The 20,420-nt window shown below is 70.4% G+C and carries 20 protein-coding genes and 1 pseudogene; 11 read left to right on the forward strand and 10 right to left on the reverse strand.

Annotated elements, in window-relative coordinates; all coding sequences use genetic code 11:
- Nucleotides 1-45: 45 nt before the first annotated feature.
- The 3 genes from ACGFU7_RS37830 to ACGFU7_RS37840 all read left to right on the forward strand — a co-directional run bounded on the left by ACGFU7_RS37830 (nucleotide 46) and on the right by ACGFU7_RS37840 (nucleotide 2,329).
- Entirely contained in the window at nucleotides 46-879 is an 834-nt protein-coding gene (locus ACGFU7_RS37830; RefSeq protein ID WP_393702195.1) for an S-methyl-5'-thioadenosine phosphorylase, read from the forward strand.
- Nucleotides 880-1,063: 184 nt separating this feature from the next.
- Nucleotides 1,064-1,693 carry a hypothetical protein gene (locus tag ACGFU7_RS37835; RefSeq protein WP_393702197.1) on the forward strand — a complete coding sequence of 210 codons (630 nt, stop codon included), beginning with the start codon at nucleotides 1,064-1,066 and terminating at the stop codon, nucleotides 1,691-1,693.
- A gap of 123 nt (nucleotides 1,694-1,816) precedes the next feature.
- Nucleotides 1,817-2,329, forward strand: coding sequence for an MscL family protein (locus tag ACGFU7_RS37840; RefSeq protein ID WP_393702199.1), 513 nt, complete (start codon nucleotides 1,817-1,819; stop codon nucleotides 2,327-2,329).
- Nucleotides 2,330-2,387: 58 nt separating this feature from the next.
- Here ACGFU7_RS37840 and ACGFU7_RS37845 read toward each other — a convergent pair whose 3' ends face one another.
- The 3 genes and pseudogenes from ACGFU7_RS37845 to ACGFU7_RS37855 all read right to left on the reverse strand — a co-directional run.
- Nucleotides 2,388-2,597, reverse strand: coding sequence for a hypothetical protein (locus ACGFU7_RS37845; protein ID WP_393702200.1), 210 nt, complete (start codon nucleotides 2,595-2,597; stop codon nucleotides 2,388-2,390).
- A 21-nt stretch (nucleotides 2,598-2,618) separates the two neighbouring features.
- Complete coding sequence (locus tag ACGFU7_RS37850; protein WP_393702202.1) at nucleotides 2,619-3,005, reverse strand: hypothetical protein; 387 nt, start codon at nucleotides 3,003-3,005, stop codon at nucleotides 2,619-2,621.
- Nucleotides 3,002-3,184: pseudogene (locus ACGFU7_RS37855) on the reverse strand ((2Fe-2S)-binding protein); the annotation flags it as partial. The pseudogene ACGFU7_RS37855 and the gene ACGFU7_RS37850, both read right to left, overlap by 4 nt.
- Before the next feature lie 160 nt (nucleotides 3,185-3,344).
- Here ACGFU7_RS37855 and ACGFU7_RS37860 point away from each other — a divergent pair.
- From ACGFU7_RS37860 to ACGFU7_RS37870, 3 genes are all read left to right on the forward strand, one after another.
- Nucleotides 3,345-4,493, forward strand: coding sequence for a low temperature requirement protein A (locus tag ACGFU7_RS37860; RefSeq protein ID WP_393702203.1), 1,149 nt, complete (start codon nucleotides 3,345-3,347; stop codon nucleotides 4,491-4,493).
- A gap of 130 nt (nucleotides 4,494-4,623) precedes the next feature.
- Nucleotides 4,624-5,757, forward strand: coding sequence for a P1 family peptidase (locus ACGFU7_RS37865; RefSeq protein WP_393702293.1), 1,134 nt, complete (start codon nucleotides 4,624-4,626; stop codon nucleotides 5,755-5,757).
- 134 nt (nucleotides 5,758-5,891) lie between these two features.
- Entirely contained in the window at nucleotides 5,892-6,662 is a 771-nt protein-coding gene (locus tag ACGFU7_RS37870) for a DUF6227 family protein (protein WP_393702205.1), read from the forward strand.
- Nucleotides 6,663-6,794: 132 nt separating this feature from the next.
- Here the strand turns inward: ACGFU7_RS37870 and ACGFU7_RS37875 are convergent, their stop codons facing one another.
- Nucleotides 6,795-8,369, reverse strand: a complete 1,575-nt coding sequence (locus tag ACGFU7_RS37875; protein WP_393702206.1) for an MFS transporter — start codon at nucleotides 8,367-8,369, stop codon at nucleotides 6,795-6,797.
- 92 nt (nucleotides 8,370-8,461) lie between these two features.
- Between ACGFU7_RS37875 and ACGFU7_RS37880 the strand changes: the two genes are divergently transcribed.
- A complete protein-coding gene (locus ACGFU7_RS37880) occupies nucleotides 8,462-9,424 on the forward strand; it encodes a helix-turn-helix transcriptional regulator (RefSeq protein ID WP_393702208.1) in 963 nt (320 codons plus the stop codon).
- A 146-nt stretch (nucleotides 9,425-9,570) separates the two neighbouring features.
- Here the strand turns inward: ACGFU7_RS37880 and ACGFU7_RS37885 are convergent, their stop codons facing one another.
- Nucleotides 9,571-10,569, reverse strand: a complete 999-nt coding sequence (locus ACGFU7_RS37885) for an RNA polymerase sigma factor RpoD/SigA (RefSeq protein WP_393702210.1) — start codon at nucleotides 10,567-10,569, stop codon at nucleotides 9,571-9,573.
- 148 nt (nucleotides 10,570-10,717) lie between these two features.
- On the opposite strand from ACGFU7_RS37885, the gene ACGFU7_RS37890 reads away from it, so the two are divergent.
- Both ACGFU7_RS37890 and ACGFU7_RS37895 read left to right on the forward strand, forming a co-directional pair.
- Nucleotides 10,718-11,257 carry a GNAT family N-acetyltransferase gene (locus ACGFU7_RS37890; protein WP_393702212.1) on the forward strand — a complete coding sequence of 180 codons (540 nt, stop codon included), beginning with the start codon at nucleotides 10,718-10,720 and terminating at the stop codon, nucleotides 11,255-11,257.
- Nucleotides 11,258-11,329: 72 nt separating this feature from the next.
- A complete protein-coding gene (locus ACGFU7_RS37895; RefSeq protein ID WP_393702214.1) occupies nucleotides 11,330-12,355 on the forward strand; it encodes a questin oxidase family protein in 1,026 nt (341 codons plus the stop codon).
- Nucleotides 12,356-12,374: 19 nt separating this feature from the next.
- Here the strand turns inward: ACGFU7_RS37895 and ACGFU7_RS37900 are convergent, their stop codons facing one another.
- Entirely contained in the window at nucleotides 12,375-13,157 is a 783-nt protein-coding gene (locus ACGFU7_RS37900; RefSeq protein WP_393702216.1) for a dioxygenase, read from the reverse strand.
- 152 nt (nucleotides 13,158-13,309) lie between these two features.
- On the opposite strand from ACGFU7_RS37900, the gene ACGFU7_RS37905 reads away from it, so the two are divergent.
- On the forward strand, nucleotides 13,310-13,822 hold the full coding sequence (locus ACGFU7_RS37905; protein ID WP_393702218.1) for a MarR family winged helix-turn-helix transcriptional regulator: 513 nt from the start codon (nucleotides 13,310-13,312) through the stop codon (nucleotides 13,820-13,822).
- Between the two features lie 97 nt (nucleotides 13,823-13,919).
- On the opposite strand, the gene ACGFU7_RS37910 is transcribed toward ACGFU7_RS37905, so the two are convergent.
- Nucleotides 13,920-15,452, reverse strand: coding sequence for an MFS transporter (locus ACGFU7_RS37910; RefSeq protein WP_393702219.1), 1,533 nt, complete (start codon nucleotides 15,450-15,452; stop codon nucleotides 13,920-13,922).
- 188 nt (nucleotides 15,453-15,640) lie between these two features.
- Entirely contained in the window at nucleotides 15,641-16,303 is a 663-nt protein-coding gene (locus ACGFU7_RS37915; protein ID WP_393702221.1) for a TetR/AcrR family transcriptional regulator, read from the reverse strand.
- A 311-nt stretch (nucleotides 16,304-16,614) separates the two neighbouring features.
- Between ACGFU7_RS37915 and ACGFU7_RS37920 the strand changes: the two genes are divergently transcribed.
- A complete protein-coding gene (locus tag ACGFU7_RS37920; protein ID WP_393702222.1) occupies nucleotides 16,615-17,892 on the forward strand; it encodes a M6 family metalloprotease domain-containing protein in 1,278 nt (425 codons plus the stop codon).
- Nucleotides 17,893-17,920: 28 nt separating this feature from the next.
- Here ACGFU7_RS37920 and ACGFU7_RS37925 read toward each other — a convergent pair whose 3' ends face one another.
- Nucleotides 17,921-19,735, reverse strand: coding sequence for a class I adenylate-forming enzyme family protein (locus tag ACGFU7_RS37925; protein WP_393702224.1), 1,815 nt, complete (start codon nucleotides 19,733-19,735; stop codon nucleotides 17,921-17,923).
- Nucleotides 19,736-19,970: 235 nt separating this feature from the next.
- Nucleotides 19,971-20,162 (reverse strand): M23 family metallopeptidase, encoded by a 192-nt coding sequence (locus ACGFU7_RS37930; protein WP_393702226.1) that lies wholly within the window; start codon nucleotides 20,160-20,162, stop codon nucleotides 19,971-19,973.
- Nucleotides 20,163-20,420: the final 258 nt, after the last annotated feature.

The raw sequence follows: 20,420 nt of genomic DNA on the forward strand, positions 1-20,420 counted from the left end.
TTCGGCGGGGTCCCCGGCGTTTTCCCGCGCCGCTACTGTGATCGCATGGCGAACGCAGAGATCGGTGTCATCGGCGGCTCGGGCTTGTACTCCTTCCTGGAGGACGTCACGGAGGTGCGTGTGGACACCCCGTACGGACAGCCGAGCGACTCCCTCTTCCTGGGCGAAGTCGGCGGCCGCCGGGTCGCTTTCCTGCCCCGCCACGGACGCGGCCACCATCTGCCGCCGCACCGCATCAACTACCGGGCCAACCTGTGGGCGCTGCGCTCCGTCGGTGTACGTCAGGTGCTCGGCCCGTGCGCGGTGGGCGGCCTGCGTCCGGAGTACGGGCCGGGCACCCTGCTCGTGCCCGACCAGCTGGTGGACCGCACCAAGGCCCGGACGCAGACGTACTACGACGGGGAGACCCGGGCGGACGGGGCGGAGCCGAACGTCCTGCATCTGGGCTTCGCCGATCCGTACTGCCCCGATGGGCGCAGGGCCGCGCTGGCGGCGGCTCGCGCGAAGAGCTGGGAACCGGTGGACGGCGGGACGCTGGTGGTCGTCGAGGGGCCGCGCTTCTCGACCCGGGCGGAATCGCGCTGGCATGCGGCGATGGGCTGGTCGGTGGTCGGGATGACCGGGCACCCGGAGGCGGTCCTCGCCCGTGAACTGGGCCTCTGCTACACGACGATGACGCTGGTGACGGACCTCGACGCGGGCGCGGAGGCCGGGGAGGGCGTCTCGCACGGAGAGGTGCTGAAGGTGTTCGCGGCCAATGTGGACCGGCTGCGTGCGGTGCTCTTCGACGTGGTGGGCGCGCTGCCTGCGGAGGCGGACCGCGACTGCCCGTGCTCGCATGCGCTGGACGGGCTCGAGACGGGGATCGAGCTTCCTTAGGGATGCTTCGTCAGCGGGGTGGGCGGGTGACGGTTGCGGGGTGGGCGGGTGACGGTTGCGGCGTGGGTGGGTGACGGGGTTATCCACAACGCCGGGGCTGTCCACAGGCTTCGGCGGGAATCTCGTGGACGGTGGATCGTGAGGGGTGTTCGCCCGAAACTCCTCACGGCAGGTGGTGTTGGCCATGTTCCCGTCGTCCCAGTCGTCTCAGTCCTCCCCGTCACTCCCGTCGTTCCCGTCGTTCCCGTCGTTCCCGTCGTCCCCATGTGTGCCCGCTGAACGTTCCGCTCCGGCCATGGCTCCGGGGCCTCCGGCGTCGGCTCCCCCGCCTTGTGGTGTGCCCGCGTTCGAGCCGTTGCGGGTGCGCGGAGGTGGTGGGCACCGGCTGCGGCGGACCTTGTGGCGGCAGCGCCGCGCCCTGGCCGCCGGACTGGCCCTGACGGCGGCCGCGCTGGCCGCGACCGGGCTGGGCGGGGGCGGCGATGCGGCGCATGGGGCAGGGGGTACGGCCGGGGCGGTGCCGGAGCGGGCGCGGCGGCCGGTTCCATTGGTGTCCGCGCCGGTCCGGATCGCGGATGCCGGGACGGTGCGGTTGTTACGGCCGGGTGACCGCGTCGACGTGATCGCTGCCGAGGGGGCCGGAGCCGATGCCCGGGTGCTGGCGAAGGGCGCGCGGGTGGCAGATGTACCGCAGGCCACGGCCGAAGGCCCCGCGGAGGACGGTGCGCTGATCGTGCTGTCCGTCCCCCGGGGCACGGCCGCATCGCTGGCCGGTGCGGGTATCTCGGCCAGGCTGGCGGTGACCCTGTGCTGATTCGCACTGATGAGCTGTCAAGTCACCTGACAAAAGGCGTGAATTGGGTGGTTTCGTCGCGTACTGCCGCAAGTTGCGGAGGAGTTTGCTCCGCCTACGGCACATGCGAAGGAAGGCTCACCCTTGAGCGAGAAGAAAAAGGTCAGTCTGCTGGAAGGGTTCAAAGCCTTCCAGCTGCGCCGGAATGTGATCGACCTGGCGGTCGCCGTCGTCATCGGCGCCGCGTTCACACAGATCGTGAACGCTGTCGTCAAGGGCGTCATCAACCCGGCGGTCGGTGCGTTCGGCGCCAAGGACCTGGAGAGCTACAGCTCCTGCCTGAAGGGGCCCTGCGTCACGGACCCGAAGACGGGCGAGGCGACCGAGGGAATCCGGATCCTGTGGGGTTCGGTGCTCAGCGCCGCCCTCAGCTTTGTGATCACGGCGGCCGTTGTCTACTTCCTGATGGTGCCGCCCAGGGCGAAGTACCTCGCCAGGCGGGCGGCCATGCAGGCCGCGAAGGAGGGCGTGCGGGAGACGCTGGAGGTCAGCGAGATGGAGGTGCTGAAAGAGATCCGCGACGCCCTCGTCTCGCAGCGCGGCGGCTCAGGGGGCGAGACCCGCGGCCAGGACCCCGGCCGAGGTCACGACCAGTAGCGGGACGCGGGACAGGAGGACCGGCAGCAGCGTCGTCGGACCACCACGGAGCGGGGTCTCAGATGTGGTGGGGCGGCTTCTCGTCGAGAAAGCGCGCCAGATCGGCGGCGCTGCCGCCGGCCGGGGCCCGCTCGCCCCACCCTCGGTCCGTATCGTCCGCGGACTGCTGGTCCAGCGGATCGTCGAAGATCAGAGCCGGTCTGGGTTTCGGCTGTTCCGGCTGGGTCGGCTTCGAATCGCGCGGGCCGGGGGCGGGGGCGGTGCTCATATCTCAAGGGTACGGCCGTGGTCAGCGATCCTTCGGGTCGAGCGCCCACAGTCCGAGGACGACGAGGAACGACAGACAGAGGAAGCCGGCACCCCACCAGGCCGTGCCGGTGTTGCCCTCCATCCACGCGTCGATGCAAACGGTCAGGCCCCAGAGCTGTCCGATGACGACGGTCATCGCCAGGGCCAGCCGGGCCGTCAGTTTCGAGGAGCGCTCGGGTTCCTGGTCGGTGCCGGCCCCCGGGCCGGGACCGGTGTGGCGGACGCGGGGGTCGCCGTAGCCGCTGGTGGAGCGGATCTGCGGATAGCGCTCGTGGACGGGGCGGTTGAGCTCGGGGCGGGCGCTGCCCGGGCGGCACTCCGGGTAGCCGGAGGGCTCCTGGTCACGGGGCTGCCGGGCGTCGGTCATGTCCGCCTGCCGGGGGTCTCGGCCTCGACGGCCTGGGGCGCCTCCGCGCCTACGCCTCTGACCGCGGGGCAGCCGATGCGGGACGCGAGGTCCGGGCGGTCGGTGCTGAGCCGGCGGCACAGGCCGTGCTCGATACTCTCGCCCGAGCGGGTCGTGCCGACCCCCCAGATGCTGCCGTCGGACCCGGTCCGGCACAATGCCGCTGCCCTGTGGTTTCTCCGAGAACTTTGGACCCCCGTTCACTTGTGAATGCATTCGCAAGATTTTCCTGGCCCACGTCCGGGGCGCGTTCCCCGAGCGCTGCCGACCCCGTCTGGTGTGCTGATCCCCATGCCTGGAATGACTGCCCGCAGCCGCGCCGAGAGACATCGCGCGTCGACCCCGCTGGAACTCTTCTTCGACCTCTGCTTCGTCGTCGCCGTGGCGCAGGCGGGCGGGCGGCTGCTGCATGCCGTCGCCGAGGGCCACGCCGCCACCGGAATCGTCAGCTACGCGGCTGTCTTCTTCGCGATCTGGTGGGCCTGGGTCAACTTCACCTGGTTCGCCTCGGCGTACGACACCGACGACCCGCTGTACCGCGTGGTCACATTCGTCCAGATCACCGGTGTGCTCATCTTCGCCGCCGGGGTGCCGCGCGCCTTCGACGCGGGCGACTGGACGGTCGGCATCGTCGGCTATGTCGTGATGCGGCTCGCCCTGACCAGCCAGTGGCTGCGCGCCACGTACCGCGCCCAGGGCGCCGAGCGACGCGTCGCGCTGCGGTACGCCGTCGGGATCACCGTGGTGCAGCTGGGCTGGATCGGCATGCTGCTGCTGACCGACAACACGGGCCCGGCGCGTACCGTCGTCTTCGTCGTGCTCGCGCTCGCGGAGATGTCCGTTCCGGCGATCGCCGAGCGCGACCGCGCGACGAGCTGGCATCCGCACCATATCGGTGAGCGGTACGGCCTGTTCACGATCATCGTGCTGGGCGAGACCATCGCGGCGGCCACGGTCGCGGTCCAGGAAGCGGTGGACGAGCACGAAGCGTTCGGTGAGCTGCTGCCGATCATCGCGGGCGGGCTGCTGATCGTCTTCTCCGCCTGGTGGATCTATTTCGCCGCGCCGATCCAGGACTACCTCCGTGGCAGCAGGGAAGCGTTCATCTGGGGATACGGACACTTTCTGATCTTCGGCTCCGCGGCCGCGATCGGCTCGGGCATCGAGGTCGCGGTGGAGGAGGCCGTGGGCAAGGCCCATGTCTCGGACACGGTGGCCGCCGCCGCGGTAACCGTGCCCTCCGCACTCTTCCTGCTGTCGGTATGGGCGCTGCACGCTCGCCACTTCAAACGCGATCTCGCGGAGCAACTGCCGCTCCCCGTGGCCGCGCTGGCCATCCTGGCCTGTACGTTCGCCGGGGGGTGGGCGGTGTTCGCGGCCGGCCTGGTGGCGGCCGCGACCGTGGCCGTGGGGGTGGCGCTGTCCCGACGGCCCGCTGTGGCGGGGTGAGCACGCGGATGTGGCGGGTGAGCGGACGGACGGCGAGCCGTGAGTCGGGAGTGGTGAATCCAGTGAGGAGCACGCAGTGACGGAAGAACCGCAGAAGCCGACGGCCCCCTCCGCGCAGCGCACATCGCCCATATCGTCCGGGCCGCTCGACGCGCCGGCCGATGCCGCCGGGCCGCTGGACGCGCTGACCGATGTCGCCGGGCTGCGCGTCGGTCATGCGCAGGTCGCGGGCGCGGGCGCGCTGAGCGGCACCACCGTGGTCCTCGCTCCCGAGGGCGGCGCGATCGCGGCCGTCGACGTACGCGGCGGCGGCCCCGGCACCCGGGAGACGGACGCGCTCGATCCGCGCAATCTGGTGCAGCGCATCGATGCCGTCGTCCTGACGGGCGGCAGCGCGTACGGCCTGGATGCGGCGTCCGGCGTGATGGCCTGGCTGGAGGAACAGGGGCGCGGGGTGCAGGTCGGCCCCGATCCGGCGCAAGTGGTGCCGGTGGTCCCGGCCGCGTGCATCTTCGACCTGGGGCGGGGCGGTGACTGGCGGGCCCGTCCAGACGCCTCGACGGGCCGCGCGGCGGTGGAGGACGCGGCGGGTACGGCGCCGGGAGCGCCGGTCGTCGAGGGGAGTGTCGGCGCCGGCACGGGCGCGGTCGCCGGACAGCTCAAGGGCGGGGTGGGCACGGCGAGCGTGCGGCTGACGTCCGGGATCACGGTGGGCGCGCTCGTCGTGGTGAACGCGGCAGGTTCGGTCGTCGATCCGCGTACCGGAGTGCTGTACGGGGAGTACGGCGCCGCCGAACCGCCGGTGCACCCCGCGCCCGAGGTCCACCGGGCGGCGCAGCAGCGCCTGGCCGAGGCACGGGAGGCGAACGCGCGGCCTCCGCTCAACACCACGCTCGCCGTCGTCGCCACGGACGCCGATCTCACCCGGGCCCAGGCGCAGAAGCTCGCGGGTACGGCGCACGACGGGCTGGCGCGCGCCGTCCGCCCCGTACATCTGCTGACCGACGGGGACACCGTTTTCGCGCTGGCCACCGGCGCCCGGCCACTGGATCCGCAGAACCCGATCGCGCTCAACGACCTGCTGACGGCCGGCGCGGACGTCCTGACCCGGGCCATCGTGAAGGCCGTCCGGGCAGCTCAGAACGTCAATGGCCGCACCGGCGGCGGCAGCTGCCCCGCGTACAGCGATCTCTACGGCGCACGCCTGCCCCCCTCACGGCCGTCGCCGCACCGCCCCCCGGACCCCGACTCGCCTGCCGGGTAAGGAAGTTCGGACGAACCGCCAGGAACCATCTGCGTGTGTCATACGTTTTCCTGAACCCCGGTCACGATGTCAGACCCAGGGACTACGTTAAGCACGCACCAAGTAACACGCGGCGACGGCCTGGAGACAGCACCTTGAGCGATCCGTACGAGACAACCGAGCAGCACCTCGAGCGACTCCTGCGACGGGCACTCAACTCTTTCGACCTGCCCGACAGCACGGTCGAGAGACTCGGTACCGCACTCGCCCACAGCAGTTCCCTGCACTCCTCGCACCACAGTTCCGTACTCCACCGCGAGACCTACCGGCACACGTATCTGCTGTCCGACGGCACCCCCTTCACCCTGTGGGAGCTGGTGCACGGCGGTCCGCGGAGCGCAACAAACCCGCGGTCCCGGACGGATCCCGACCTCCGCCACCACGAGCTGTACGACGACGAGGCCGATGTCCATATCGCCGCTGCCCGGCTGACCGGCGGCTTCGGCGAGGTCCCGGTGTTCGGGGACGACGGGCCGCAGGCCGACCTGGAGATACTCACGGTCCTGATGACCGCTCCCCCGGCCCCGCTGCCCCGGATGTACGCCCCGGACAATTCCGCCGACCACGCCCGCCGCGTCCTGCGCCGCGCGGAGAACAGCGACGGCCCCGGCGAGGAGACCGCCCTGCTGCTGCGCGCCGCCTTCGCCCACCACATCACCCAGGTCTTCGGCCGGCAGTGCCAGGTGGACGGGCGGGACGCCGGATTCACTCTGTACGAGCACGCCTTCCTGCTGCTCGACGGCAGCGAGACGAGCCTGTGGGAGGTCGAGCACACGGCCACGCCGGACGGCCGCCACATGTGCGAGGTGTACGGCGACGAGGACGCCGCACGCGGAGCCATGGAGAGCCGTACGCACATCTGCTGACCCGGGGGCCGAGGGTCGGGGGCGCGGGGCCGGGGAGGGCTCACGCCCGCGCCCACGCCCGCGTTCGCGCCCACACACGCAGGTGCCCGCACCACGGAAGGGGTGCGGGCACATGCGTCACGCGTCAGAGCATCACGGCGTCAGCGCGGGCTCCTTGCCGAGCTCGGCCTCGGGCCCGCCCACGGAGTCCACGGGCTCGTCCACGGTGTTCACGCCCTCGTCGTCGCCCTCCACGTGCTGCCGCGGCCGCGCAGGCAGCGCGAACATCACCAGGAAGATCACCGCGAGCACCCCGGCCACCCACCACAGCGAGTGCTGGAACGCCTCCGCGAACGCCGGGCCCACCTGCTGCGGCGTCAGCCGGTCCCCGATCGAGCCGAAGAAGACGACCGAGACCAGTCCGAGCCCGAGCGCATTGCCCATCTGCTGCACGGTGTTGATCAGCCCGGAGGCCGAACCCGAGTGCTCCTTCGGCACCTCGGACAGCACCGCGTCCGTCAGCGGGGCCACGATCAGGCCCATGCCGGTGCCCATGACCACCAGCGGCAGCACCATCTGCCAGGACGTGATGCCCATGCCGTACCGGTCGGACTCCCAGATGTAGAGCAGCAGGCCGACGACCATCAGCAGCGCGCCCGACTGGAGAACCTTGCGGCCGAAGCGGGGCACCAGCTTCTGTACGGAGATCCCGGCGGCGAACGAGACGGCGACCGAGAACGGGATACCGGTCGTGCCGGCCCGCAGCGTGCTCCAGCCGAGGCCCATCTGCATGTAGAGCGTCCAGACCAGGAAGAAGATGCCGAGGCCGATACCGAAGGTCAGCTGCACGGCGATGCCCGCCGCGAAGCTCTTGACCCGGAACAACGACAGCTCGACCAGCGGCGAACCGTCCTTGCGTGCCTTCTCCCGCTCGAACACCACCAGGACCAGGAACACCAGGAGACTGCCGGCCATCGAGACATAGCCCCAGACCGGCCAGCCCAGCTCGCGCCCACGGGTGAGCGGGTAGATCAGCATCAGCAGCCCCAGCGTCACCAGGGCGACACCGATCAGGTCGAGCCGGAGCGCCTTGGGGGCCTTGGACTCGGTGATGAACTTCCGGCCCAGGATCAGGCCCGCAATGCCGACCGGCAGGTTGATCAGGAAGATCGGCCGCCATTCGAGACCGGCGATGTTCCACTCGGTGAGCAGCGCGCCCAGCAGCGGTCCCGAGACGGCACCGAGGCCGACTATCGCGCCGAAGAGGCCGAAGACCTTGCCGCGCTCATGGGCCGGGAAGGTGGCGTGCACGATCGACAGCACCTGCGGAACCATCAGCGCGGCGGTGCCGCCCTGGAGGACGCGGGAGGCGACCAGCATCTCCGGGTTCGCGGCGAAGCCGCAGAGAGCGGAGGCCAGCGTGAAGCCACCGATACCGATGAGGAAGAGCCGCTTGCGGCCGTAGATGTCGCCGAGCCGGCCGCCCGTGATCAGACCGGCCGCGAAGGCCAGGGCGTATCCGGCGGTGATCCACTGGATAGAGCTGAACGAGGCACCGGTGTCGCGCTTGATGCTCGGTATGGCGATGTTGACGATCGTGACGTCGACCAGGTCCATGAAGGCCGCGGTCATCACGATGGCGAGCGCGAACCAGCGTCGCCGGTCCGACGGGTCCGAGGACACCGTGGGCCCGGATGCCGTGGACGGCAGAGATGCGGAAGAAGTCATACGAAGAAGCTAAGCGGCCATTAGGTCAGCTCATGACCCAATGGATGGGCATCCTGGTGAGATGACCGACACCCCGGCACGAGGCTGAGCCCATGACCGACACCCCGGCACGACTGCTGAATCTGCTGTCGCTCCTCCAGACGCCCCGCGAGTGGCCGGGCAGCGAGCTCGCCGAGCGGCTCTACGTCAGCCCGCGCACCATCCGACGCGACATCGACCGGCTCCGTGAGCTCGGCTATCCGGTCGAGGCCTCGCGCGGATCGGTCGGCGGCTACCGCCTCGTCGCGGGCACCGCCATGCCGCCGCTGCTCCTCGACGACGAGGAGGCGGTGGCCATCGCGGTGGGCCTGCGGGCGGGTGCCGGGCATGCCATCGAGGGGGTCGACGAGGCGTCCGTACGGGCCCTGGCGAAGCTGGAGCAGGTGCTGCCGTCGCGGTTGCGGCACCGGGTCTCGACCCTGCAGAACGCGACGATGCCGCTGACCCGCGGCGACGGTTCGACGATCGATCCGCACACGCTGACGGTGATGGCGGCGGCGATCACCGGGCGGGAGCGGCTGCGGTTCGCCTACCGCGCGGGCGACGGCGCCGAGACGAGGCGGCAGGCCGAACCGTACCGGCTGGTGAGCACGGGGTGGCGCTGGTATCTCGTCGCATACGACCTGGGGCGCGAGGACTGGCGTACGTTCCGGGTCGACCGGGTCAGCGAGCCGTTCGCGACCGGAGCCCGGTTCACACCGCGCGAGCTGCCCTCGGGTGATGCGGCGGAGCTTCTCGGCAGTTCCATCGCCCGGCGGCAGCCGGAGCTGGCGGTCGATGTGAGCTTCGCGGCCCCGGCGGACTTCGTGTCCGCGCGACTGCCGGCCTCGATCGGCCCGCTGGAGCGGACCGGTGAGAACAGCTGCCGACTGCGGGCGGTCCTGTCGGACTCGCTGGAGTGGGTGGCGCTGCGACTGGCACTGGTGGACTGCGAGTTCACCGCGCACGAGCCGCCGCAGCTGGTGGACTACCTGAGCGACCTGGGCGCCCGGCTGACCCGCGCGGCAGCACGCTGACGAGTGGCCGCCCGGGAGAAGGCCGGGGGCGGCCGGCCCGCAAAAAGCAAAAAGAATGAGCCCCGGCGCCAGGGGGGGGTGGGCGCCGGGACTCAGCTCAGGGGGTCACACGAAGCGACCTATTTCGGAGGTTACTGGACGAGGGCTCATGCCGCAGCGTCAAAACCCGTGTCGTGGGCCATTCGCTTCAGTTCGAGCAGCGCGTGCTTCTCGATCTGGCGGATCCGCTCACGGGTCAGCCCGTGCTGCTTGCCCACCTCGGTGAGGGTCCGCTCACGGCCGTCCTCGATGCCGTACCGCATACGGATGATCGATGCGGTGCGGTTGTCGAGCTTGCCGATCAGGTCCTCCAGCTCCTCGCTGCGCAGCAGCGTCATCACCGACTGCTCGGGCGACACCGCGGAGGTGTCCTCCAGCAGATCGCCGAACTGCGTATCGCCGTCGTCGTCCACGGACATGTTGAGGCTGACCGGGTCACGGGCCCAGTCCAGGACGTCGCCCACGCGCCCCGGCGTGGAGTCCAGCTCGGCGGCTATCTCCGTGTGGTCCGGCTCGCGCCCGTGCTCACGGTTGAACTCGCGCTGCACCCGGCGGATCCGGCCGAGCTCCTCCACCAGGTGGACGGGGAGCCGGATCGTACGGGACTGGTCGGCTATGGAACGGGTGATGGCCTGACGGATCCACCACGTCGCATACGTGGAGAACTTGAAGCCCTTGGCGTAGTCGAACTTCTCGACCGCGCGCACCAAGCCGGCGTTGCCCTCCTGGATCAGGTCGAGCAGGGGCAGCCCGGCCCGCGGATAGCGGCGGGCGACGGCGACGACCAGCCGGAGGTTGGAACGGATGAATATGTCCTTGGCGCGCTCGCCCTCGGCGACCAGCGCCTCCAGCTCCTCGCGCGTGGCTCCACCGGCTTCGCTCTCCACCGCACCGTCGAGAACCTGCCTCGCGAAAACACCCGCCTCCACGGTCTGCGACAGCTCGACCTCCTTTGCGGCATCGAGCAGCGGCGTACGCGCGATCTCGTCCAGGTACATGCCGACCAGGTCGCGATCGGCGATCTCTCCGCCCGAGGCGCGAACACTGCCTGCCCGGCTGGTCCCGCCGGTGGCGGACGAACGTCGGGCGACGGCACGGGTTGCCATGCGTGCTCCCTTGCTGAGTAGGTCGCGACACCCTCTCGGGTGCCCTGCATCCGATGGAAACAACGACTGGAATCCGGACAGAATTCCCATGCCTGGCATTCATTTTCGCGATCATGCAGTACCCTGTGCCGCCGCGAAGGGAGTGCGCATGCCGAGCATCCAGACAGAAGTGCAGGTCAGGCCGGGCACCGAAGGCGATTTGGTGGCGCTCACGGACATCTACAACCATTACGTACGCGAGACCGCGCTCACCTTCGATACGGCCCCCTTCACACCCGAACAGCGGCTGCCGTGGCTTCGTTCCCACCCTGAAGACGGCCCGCACCGTCTTCTGGTTGCTCAGGATGTCCGCATTGTCGGCCCCGCTTCGGTCCTGGGATACGCCACCAGCAGCGCTTTCCGTCCCAAGGCGGCGTACGCGACCTCGGTCGAGGTGAGCGTGTACTGCGCCCCGTGGGCCACCGGCCGCGGCATCGGCACGCTTCTCTACACGTCCCTGTTCGAGGCACTCACCGGCGAGGACCTGCATCGCGCGTACGCGGGCATCACCCAGCCCAACGACGCCTCGGCCCGGCTGCACGAGCGCTTCGGTTTCCGCCATGTCGGTACGTACGCCGAGGTGGGCCGGAAGTTCGGCACGTACTGGGACGTGGCCTGGTACGAGAAGCAGCTGGGGCCACAGCCCTAGGGCCCGGCCCGGTCGCGGCCTAGGTCCACGGCCCGTTACGCACCACGGGCGCCGCGCCTAGCGTGCTTCCGTATGAATGACACCACAGGCACCCTCGACGGCATCCTCGACGAGGCGCTGGAACGCCTCCACACGGCGGGCCCCGAGCGGAACGGCTGGCTGAGCAATCACGGCCCGATGGCTGTCGAGGCGCTGGTCCGGCACGGTCAGGCACCGGCCGTCCACCGATGGCTCGACCACTACAGCCACAAGCTGGAGGACATGCCGGACACCCTGTCCCGGGTGACCGCGGAGAACTGGCGCGAGGCCCTGGGCGACCCGCGCCGGATCGCGGACTGGACGCTGCACTTCGAGCGGGAGACGGCCGAGCGCCCCTGGCGGGACGTCCTGACCGAGTGGTGGCCGCGGCTGCTGCCCGGCATCGCGGCGGGCGCCACCCACCCCGTGATCCGGGTCGGCCACTCCGTACGCACCCTGCTCACCGGTGAGGCGACCGCGCCCCGGATCACCGAGCTCGCCCACGGCCTCGGCTACTGGGCCGCCCGCCACCAGCCGCTGCCCACGCTGACGCCGCTGGCGCCCGCGCCGAGCGCCGCGGCCGCGCTGGACGCCGTACCGCCGGTGCCCGAGCAGAGCGGCGGCATCCGGGACCGGCTGGCGCAGCTCACCGCGTTCCCGGTGTGGCCGCAGCGGTTCACCGATGCCCCGGACGAGGCGCAGGCCCGGCTGGAGGAGCTGGTGCGGGCCGCGACCCACCGCTATGCCACACACGGGCACGGCGAACCGATCATGCTGGTGCATGCCGCGACCGCGCCCAATGCCGTGCTGCGCACGCTGCCCGCGCTCCCCCGCGCCCTCTGGGTGCCGAGCCTGGAAGCCGCCTGGGCGGCGAGCGCCGCGGTCACCGCCGCGTACGGCCCGGCCGAGCCGGCCCCGTACACACCGGCGACCGCGTCCGCCGAGGAGCTCTTCGCGCGGGCGGCGGCGCACGGCGACGATCACACGATCAAGTTCACGGACACCGCACTGGACATCGGCGATGCGACGGCCCTCGCCGCCGCACTCCGCTCGATCGAACTGAACCCGCCGGCCCTGTGACAGGGGCCTTGGGCAGAGCTCAGCCGAACTGCACCGACCGCTTCGCGAGCCCCATCCAGAACCCGTCGATGACGCTGCGGCCCCGGTCCAGCTCGCCCTCCGAGGCGCCGAGCGTCACGAAGAGCGGCGCGAAGTGCTCGGTGCGCGGGTGGGCCAGCCGGCCGGCCGGGGACTTGTGCTCGAAGTCCAGCAGCGCGTCGATGTCCTGCGCCCGGAGCGCCCGGTTCCCCCAGTCGTCGAACTCCGCCGACCAGCCCGGGGTGCCGCCGCCCGCATGCCGCAGAGCGGCCAGGTTGTGGGTGAAGAAGCCGCTGCCGACGATCAGGACGCCCTCGTCGCGCAGCGGCGCGAGCCTGCGCCCGATGTCCATCAGCTTCTGCGGGTCCAGCGTCGGCATGGAGATCTGGAGTACGGGGATGTCGGCGCCGGGGAACATCTCCACCAGCGGGACGTACGCCCCGTGGTCGAGCCCGCGGTCCGGGATGTCCTGGACCGGCGTACCGGCTGCGCGCAGCAGTTTGCGTACGTTCTCGGCCAGCGCCGGGGCGCCCGGGGCGGCGTACCGCACCTGGTAGTAGTGCTCGGGAAAACCCCAGAAGTCGTGGACGAGCGGGACGGTCTCCGTCGCGCCGAGGGCGAGCGGGGCCTCCTCCCAGTGCGCGGAGACCATCAGGATCGCGCGCGGGCGGGGCAACTCGGCGGACCAGGCGGCGAGCTGGCCGGGCCAGACCGGGTCGTCGGCCAGCGGCGGTGCGCCGTGGGAGAGATAGAGGGCGGGCATGCGCTCCGCGGTGACAGTCATGGCACTCCCCATCCGCTGCTGATCGAGGTAAGTCTTCTACTGGGTCTCTTTGAGAAGGAAGGGTTCTTTAATGAAGGGTTCTTTAATCTTCAAGCTCCTACCTTCCGAGACCTTAGCTCTATCTAGTTAAACTTTCAAGAAAAGGTCGTACAGTGGAGTACATGACCACGGCATCCCCCGGCGAGCCCCGCTGGCTCTCCGACGAAGAGCAGAGCGTCTGGCGTGCGTACCTCCACGCCACCACGCTCATGGAGGACCACCTCGACCGCCAGCTGCAGCGCGATGCCGGCATGCCGCACATCTATTACGGACTGCTCGTCCAGCTCTCCCAGGCACCCCGCCGCCGGAAGCGGATGACCGAGCTCGCCAAGGACGCCAAGATCACCCGCTCCCGGCTCTCGCATGCCGTCGCGCGGCTGGAGAAGAGCGGTTGGGTGCGCCGCGAGGACTGCCCGTCCGACAAGCGCGGCCAGAACGCGGTCCTCACCGACGAGGGCTACGAGATGCTCCGCCGGTCCGCGCCGGGCCATGTCAGCGCCGTACGCCAGGCGATGTTCGACCGCCTCACACCCGAGCAGGTGCGCTCGCTCGGCGAGATCATGCAGGTCGTCGCCACCGGACTGCAGCCGGAAGGCACGGACGCCGACCTGCCCTGGCTGCGCTGAGCCGCTCACCGAACACAGCTCTGCCCCGGTCCCGTCGAGCGGAACCGGGGCAGAGCCGCGTTCACATCACTTCACGTCGCGCGTCACGCAAGCCACGTCAGTGGGCGACGACCGGGACCTTGAACTCGTCCTCGACACCGTCGAAGTCACCCGAACCGGAGGTTCCGGTCACCGCGGTCATCGAGGGACGCCCGGCGTTGATGAAGGTCACCGCGATCGCGGAGGCCACCACCAGGATGCCGACGGCCCACCAGATCGCACCGGTGAAGCCGTGCACCATCGACTGGAGCTTCAGCAGCTCCGGGTCGGTGGCGCCGAGTGCGGCGTGCGAGGTGGCGTACGCCGTCGCCGCCGAAGCGGCGATGGTGTTCAGCAGCGCCGTACCGATCGCGCCGCCCACCTGCTGCGAGGTGTTGACCATCGCGGAGGCGACACCCGAGTCCCTCGGCTCGACACCGTGCGTGGCCAGCGACATGGCCGGCATGAACGCCGTACCCATACCCAGCCCCAGCAGGAGCTGCGCGGGCAGGATGAGCGTGGTGTAGGAGGAGCCGATCTCCAGCTGCGTCAGCAGCAGCATGCCGACGGCGGCGGTCAGGAAGCCCGGACCCATGAGCTTGCGCGCCGGAACCCGGGTCATCAGCCGGGCACCGATCTGCGTCGATCCGGTGATCATGCCCGCGATCATCGGGAGGAAGGCGAAGCCCGTCCTGATCGGCGAGTAGCCCTTCACGACCTGCAGGTAGTACGTCAGGAAGAGGAACAGCCCGAACATCGCGATGATGGCCAGACCCAGCGAGAGGTAGACACCGCCGCGGTTGCGGTCCAGCACGACGCGCAGCGGCAGCAGCGGCGACTTGACCCGGGCCTCGGTCAGGACGAACGACAGGAGCAGCACACCGGACGCGACGAACATGCCGATCGTCAGCGCGTCCGACCAGCCGGCGGACTCGGCGCGGGTGAATCCGTACACCAGAGAGACCAGACCCAGCGCGGACAGGACGACGCCGGGGATGTCGAGCGACGAGCGGTTACGGCTGCCGGCCGGCTCACGGATCACGAAGTACGCGCCCGCAGCCGCGAGGACGGCGAACGGGATATTGACGAAGAACGTCCAGCGCCAGTTCAGCGTCTGGGTGAGGAAGCCACCGAGGATCAGGCCGACGGCGCCACCGCCACCGGCGATCGCACCGTAGATACCGAACGCCTTGGCGCGCTCCTTGGCATCGGTGAACATCACGGCGAGCAGCGACAGGGCCGCCGGGGCGAGCAGCGCACCGAAGACACCCTGAAGTGCGCGGGAGCCGAAGAGCATGCCCTGGTTCTGCGCCGCGCCACCGAGCGCGGAGGCCAGCGCGAAGCCGATCAGGCCGACGACAAAGGTCCGCTTACGGCCCCAGAGGTCGGCGATCCGGCCTCCGAAGAGCAGCAGTCCGCCGAAGGCGAGGGCATAGGCCGTGATGACCCACTGCTTGTTGGCATCGGAGATGTGCAGGGCCGTCTGGGCGTGCGGCAGCGCGATGTTCACGATCGTGGCATCGAGCACGACCATCAGCTGCGCAAGGGCGATGAACGCCAGCGCTTTCCAGCGGCTGGGGTCCGGGAGTCGGATATCAGCTGTTTTTGACATGGAGGTATCCACCTAAGGACGCGCGTGGGCGCGTGAAGTCGTGAACCGAGAGGTCGGTGAACGGGCAGTCGGTCGAGGACGGTCGGCGGGACGACCGTCGGCGAGAGGGAACGCGGTGAAAGGGAAGGGTTGGTCAAAGCGTGGCGGGCGCGCCACCGGGCACCTGGCTCAGGGGCCCGGTGCGGGCGTCATGGCCGGCGCCGCAGGTCCTCCAAGGTCGCCGCCGTTCCGGGCAGTTCGGACCGGGCCGGAGCCTCCAGTCCGTCCAGGAACAGCTGTAGGTGACGGTGGGTGAACCGGTCGATGTCCAGGCATCCGGTGCCGGGCAGTGGCCGGGTGAGCTGGGAGAGGGCGACCAGTACGTCACCGACGGCGATGTCGGTACGCAGACGCCCCGCGGACATGGCGCGCGCCACGAGCCCTTCGACGGCCTCTTCGAGGCGTCGACGCTCGGCGAGCAATTCGGGATGGTCCTTGTCGAAGCCGCCGGACAGCATCGGGCACAGCGCCCCGATCCGTTCGTCGGCCGCCTCGTGCACGAAGCGGCTGAGCGCGGCGAAGGGATCGGCCTCTTCGGCCGTCGCCTCCTCCGCTCGGTCAGTGGTGCGGGAGGTGACCGAGAGCACGACCTCGTGCGTCAGCGCGGCCCGGTCGGGGAAATTCCGGTAGAGCGTGGCATTGCCGACGCCGGCGCGGCGGGCGACCTCGTCGAGCGGCACATCCGGCCCGAACTCGACGAACATCTCGCGCGCGGCCGTCACGATCCGCTCCCGGTTGCGCAGCGCGTCGGCCCGCGGACGGGTCGTCCGGGGCTGCGCTGCTCCCGTGGCGGTGCGGGTGACGGTATCCACGACGGCTGTCCCTACCTTCCGGCTCTTCCGGTCCTCGTCACGACGCTCTTGGTCAGGGCGACGCTCTTCGTCCATCACGGCGACCCCTTCCCGTAACCGGGGACCGCCTCCCCGCTTTCACGGGGACACAGGTTCAAACGGGGAAAGGATCCCCGGTTATTTCCCAGCACACTGTGACCTGAACCACACCCCCGGAACGGGAAAACCAACCGATCGGCGCACCCAACGAGCGGCGCCGCACCACCCGTCACAGGCTGATCCGCAGAGCGCAGTCCGGGCCGGCCGACTGCCGCGGACCCCGAGGCGCCTATATGCAGAAGCCCCGCCACCGGATACGCAGGCGCCGCCACCCGATCGCGCTCGGCTCGGCAACAGTCCTGGTCATCGCCGTAATGGCCACGGCCAGCAGCAATCTCCCGATACCCAGCCGGACCTCGGCGGGCCCGACGGCCGAGGCCCGTGCGGCGGGGATCGCCCCGTGCCGGATACCGGCGACCATGGGCGTACAGATGTCGGAAGGCATGCCGACTCCGACGGGCTACGCCCGCTCCACGGGCAAGGTTCACGCCCTCAACCTGATGATCGACTTCCCGGACGCGCCGGGCCCCGAGCCGGCGATGGACCGGTACGCCGAATTCTTCCCGCAGACCACGATATGGTTCCGGACCGCTTCGTACGGGCGACTCACCTACGTCCCCGACGCCCCCGTGAAGTCCTGGCTGCGGATGCCACTGCCGTACTCGGAGTACGGGGTGGACCGCGGATCACCGTACGAACCGGGCTACCGCCACCTCGTCCAGGACATCGTCGCCGCAGCCGATCCGAAGGTCGACTTCAGTACGTACGACCTGGTCAACATCCTGGTCACACCGAACGCCGGGCCCTCCGCCCTGGACACCGTCCTGTCCGTGACGTTCTCCGGCAACGACGAAGCCCTGCACGCGGACGGTGTCCCGCTCTCCAACATGTCCTTCATCTACAGCCGCCAGGACGACGGCTCGGGGTCGTTCACACAGACCGGATACCGCGTCCTGCCGCACGAGAACGGCCATGTCTTCGGCCTTCCCGACCTCTACACCACGGAGGGCGGCGGCTCGGTCGGGCACTGGGACATCATGTCCGAGGACTGGGGAGTCAATAACGACCTGCTGGGCTGGCACAAGTGGAAGCTCGGCTGGCTGGACAACAAGCAGATCAGCTGCGCCGCCAAGCCCGGCACCAGCGACCACGTCCTGAAACCGCTGGCCACCCGGGGCGGCACGAAGCTGGCGTTCATACCGCTGAGCAGCGAGTCCGGCTACGCGGTGGAGGTGCGGACCCGGGCGGGCAACGACCAGGGGGTCTGCCGGCCCGGCGTGCTGATCTACAAGGTGAGCACGGACGTCGACACCGGTCAGGAACCGGTGTCCGTGGCGGACAGCACCAAGGACAGCAGCGGCTGCACCCGGCTGCCCAATGTGCACGCCGAGCTCTCCGACGCCCCCTACCAGAAGGGCGGGACCTTCACCGACCGGGCCCATGGGATACGCATATCCGTGCTCGACAAGGACGACAAGGGAAACTACCGCGTCCGGATCACTCGCCCCTGACCACCGGCTACCACCCCGCCCACCGTGATCACTCGCCTCCGACCGCCCGCCGCACCTCCGCCTCGACCGGCCCGCGCAGCTCCCGCTTGAGGATCTTCCCGGTCGGATTACGGGGCAGCGGTTCCTCGCGTACGAGCACATGGGCCGGGACCTTGAACGCGGCCAGACTCCGCCCGACGTGCGCCCGCAGCTCCTCGACCGTGACCGTGGCACCGGTCCGCAGCCGGACGACGGCGGCGACCTCCTCGCCCAGGACCGGGTGCGCCACCCCCAGTACCGCCGCGTCCTCGACGTCCGGGTGGTCGTGCAGCACCGCCTCGACCTCCACGCAGTACACGTTCTCCCCGCCGCGGATCACCATGTCCTTGATCCGGTCGACGACGCTGACCCGCCCGTCGTGCACCACCGCGAGATCACCGGTCCGCAGCCAGCCGTCGGTGAACGCCTGAGCGGTCGCCGCCTCGTCGCGCCAGTAGCCGCGGACCAGGGACTGGCCGCGCAGCCACAGCTCGCCGACCTCGCCCTCCGGCAGCGCCTCGCCCGCAGGACCGGCGATCCGCACCTCGGTGGTGGGCGTCGGACGGCCGACACTGCCGGGGTGGAGCCGGTATTCGGCGCCGAAATTCGCCAGGACACCACCACTGGTCTCGGTCAGGCCGTAGCCGTTGCGGGGCTCGATCCGGTCGCCGTGGCCTGCGGTCAGCTGCGCGACGAGGTCGGGCGGGGCGGCGGCCCCGCCGGTGTTCAGCATCTGGAGGCTCTCCAGGCCGTCGCCCGCGTGCTCGGCCGCGGCGAGCAGCTGGAGCGCGGTCGCCGGGACACCGGCGTAGTGCGTGACGCGGTGCTCACGGATCAGCCGGAGCGCCTCCTCGGCGTCCCACTTCCGCATCAGGACGAGGGTGCCGCCCGCCGCCATCGCCGCGTAGAAGCCGGTGAAGGCGGCGACATGGAAGAACGGGAACGTCAGCAGCGACACCGGGGCGGGCCCCTGCCCCGGGATGATCCCGCGCCCGAGCAGGGAGGCGGCCGCGTGGTAGCGCGGGTTGAGTACGGCCCCCACCTGGGCGAGATGGGTGGCGACCGCGCCCTTGGGCCTGCCCGTGGTGCCGGAGGTGTAGATGATCGTCGCGTCGTCCTCCGGCCGGATCTCGACCTCGGGGGGCGCGGCGAGCGGATCGGGCGCGGGCAGGTCCTCGTACCGCTCGACGTCGTCCGGGACCGCCCCCTCCTCGTGGAAGACGACCACGCGCGCCCCGTTCTTCGCCGCCCATCCGGCGACCCTGGGCAGCCGCTCGCCGTCCACCAGGAGCACCCGCGGCCCGGAGTCGTCCAGCGCGTACGTGAACTCGTCCTCGGTCCACCAGGCATTGAGCGGTACGGCGACCAGACCGGCCAGCTGCGCGGCCCAGAAGGCGATCTGCCACTCCGGGTGGTTACGCATCGCGACGACGGCCCGGTCACCCCGGCGGAGCCCGTACTCCCCGGTCATCCGGCACGCCAGCGCGGACGCGGCGGCGAAGAACTCTGTGTACGAGTAGCTGCGCTCCCCCGCGATCAGGAACGGCCGGTCCCCGAAGGCCCAGGTGGCCTCCACGAACTCACGGAGCGTCCTGGGCCCGTCCGCGTACACGAGCGACCCCGCATGCGTCCCGTCCTCCACCCGCACCACGGCGAACGGGGCTCCCGGACCGGTGAGCGCGGCTTCGATACGGGCGACGGCCTCCGCGGCGGCAGCCTCTGCGGCGTCTGTGGCAGCGGCATCCGTGGCAGCGGCATCCGTGGCAGCGGCCGAAGCCCGGGCGTCCGGGTCGGGGGTGGCGGGGGTCGGGTCGGTGTGCGGCACGAACGACCTCTCTAAGCGCTTGCTCAGTACATTCGCGACGCTATGCCCGCACCCGCCCCTCGTCAAGACACCGTCGCGCCCTGCTTCACCACCCCACGGGCAGGTTGCGCGGGGCCCGCGCCTGGCGGACCCAGGACTGCATCCGAACGACATGGGTGGAGTCCTCGGGCACTCCGGTCCGACTCCATCCCGTGGTCGTCGCGGTAGTGCCGTTCGAACGGCAGGCCGTGCGCGGTCATGACATCGGGCCGTCCATGAGCTGAAAGTGCAGGTGCGGCTCGGAGGAGTTGCCGGAATTTCCGCACTCGGCGATCTCCTGACCGGCCGTCACCCGCTTGCCCACGGAGACCTGCAGGGAGCCGCGCCGCAGATGGGCGCAGCCCGCGTACACGCCGTTGCCGAGATCCAAAAGGATGTAGTTCCCCAAGAGGTGGCAGGCCACCCCGGACTGCGAATGAATCCCTCCACGATGAGGTGGGCGAAGCCGGGCAGGGACGGCCGGGACAGATGGTCGCGCTGCCTGCTCGCGGCCGCCACAACCACTCCATCGGCCGGGGCCGGCATCGGCCTGCCGAAGGCGGGATGGAGCCGAGGACGCCGCCCGAACGGCCGGAGCAGACGGAACGGCGGCGCCGCCGGAGACCGGCAGGAAGCCGGCACCGGCCGAAAGGGCGGCGGTCACGCC

Origin of the sequence: Streptomyces sp. NPDC048473 (assembly GCF_043200155.1) — a bacterium.
Classification (GTDB): Bacteria; Actinomycetota; Actinomycetes; order Streptomycetales; family Streptomycetaceae; genus Streptomyces.

What these genes read in the sequence shown, in the direction of transcription:
- ACGFU7_RS37830 (WP_393702195.1), top strand. Translation starts at nt 46, where the DNA reads ATGGCGAACGCAGAGATCGGTGTCATCGGCGGCTCGGGCTTGTACTCC.
- ACGFU7_RS37835 (WP_393702197.1), top strand. Translation starts at nt 1,064, where the DNA reads ATGTTCCCGTCGTCCCAGTCGTCTCAGTCCTCCCCGTCACTCCCGTCG.
- ACGFU7_RS37845 (WP_393702200.1), bottom strand. Translation starts at nt 2,597, where the DNA reads ATGAGCACCGCCCCCGCCCCCGGCCCGCGCGATTCGAAGCCGACCCAG.
- ACGFU7_RS37850 (WP_393702202.1), bottom strand. Translation starts at nt 3,005, where the DNA reads ATGACCGACGCCCGGCAGCCCCGTGACCAGGAGCCCTCCGGCTACCCG.
- ACGFU7_RS37860 (WP_393702203.1), top strand. Translation starts at nt 3,345, where the DNA reads ATGACTGCCCGCAGCCGCGCCGAGAGACATCGCGCGTCGACCCCGCTG.
- ACGFU7_RS37875 (WP_393702206.1), bottom strand. Translation starts at nt 8,369, where the DNA reads ATGACTTCTTCCGCATCTCTGCCGTCCACGGCATCCGGGCCCACGGTG.
- ACGFU7_RS37880 (WP_393702208.1), top strand. Translation starts at nt 8,462, where the DNA reads ATGACCGACACCCCGGCACGACTGCTGAATCTGCTGTCGCTCCTCCAG.
- ACGFU7_RS37885 (WP_393702210.1), bottom strand. Translation starts at nt 10,569, where the DNA reads ATGGCAACCCGTGCCGTCGCCCGACGTTCGTCCGCCACCGGCGGGACC.
- ACGFU7_RS37890 (WP_393702212.1), top strand. Translation starts at nt 10,718, where the DNA reads ATGCCGAGCATCCAGACAGAAGTGCAGGTCAGGCCGGGCACCGAAGGC.
- ACGFU7_RS37895 (WP_393702214.1), top strand. Translation starts at nt 11,330, where the DNA reads ATGAATGACACCACAGGCACCCTCGACGGCATCCTCGACGAGGCGCTG.
- ACGFU7_RS37900 (WP_393702216.1), bottom strand. Translation starts at nt 13,157, where the DNA reads ATGACTGTCACCGCGGAGCGCATGCCCGCCCTCTATCTCTCCCACGGC.
- ACGFU7_RS37910 (WP_393702219.1), bottom strand. Translation starts at nt 15,452, where the DNA reads ATGTCAAAAACAGCTGATATCCGACTCCCGGACCCCAGCCGCTGGAAA.
- ACGFU7_RS37920 (WP_393702222.1), top strand. Translation starts at nt 16,615, where the DNA reads ATGCAGAAGCCCCGCCACCGGATACGCAGGCGCCGCCACCCGATCGCG.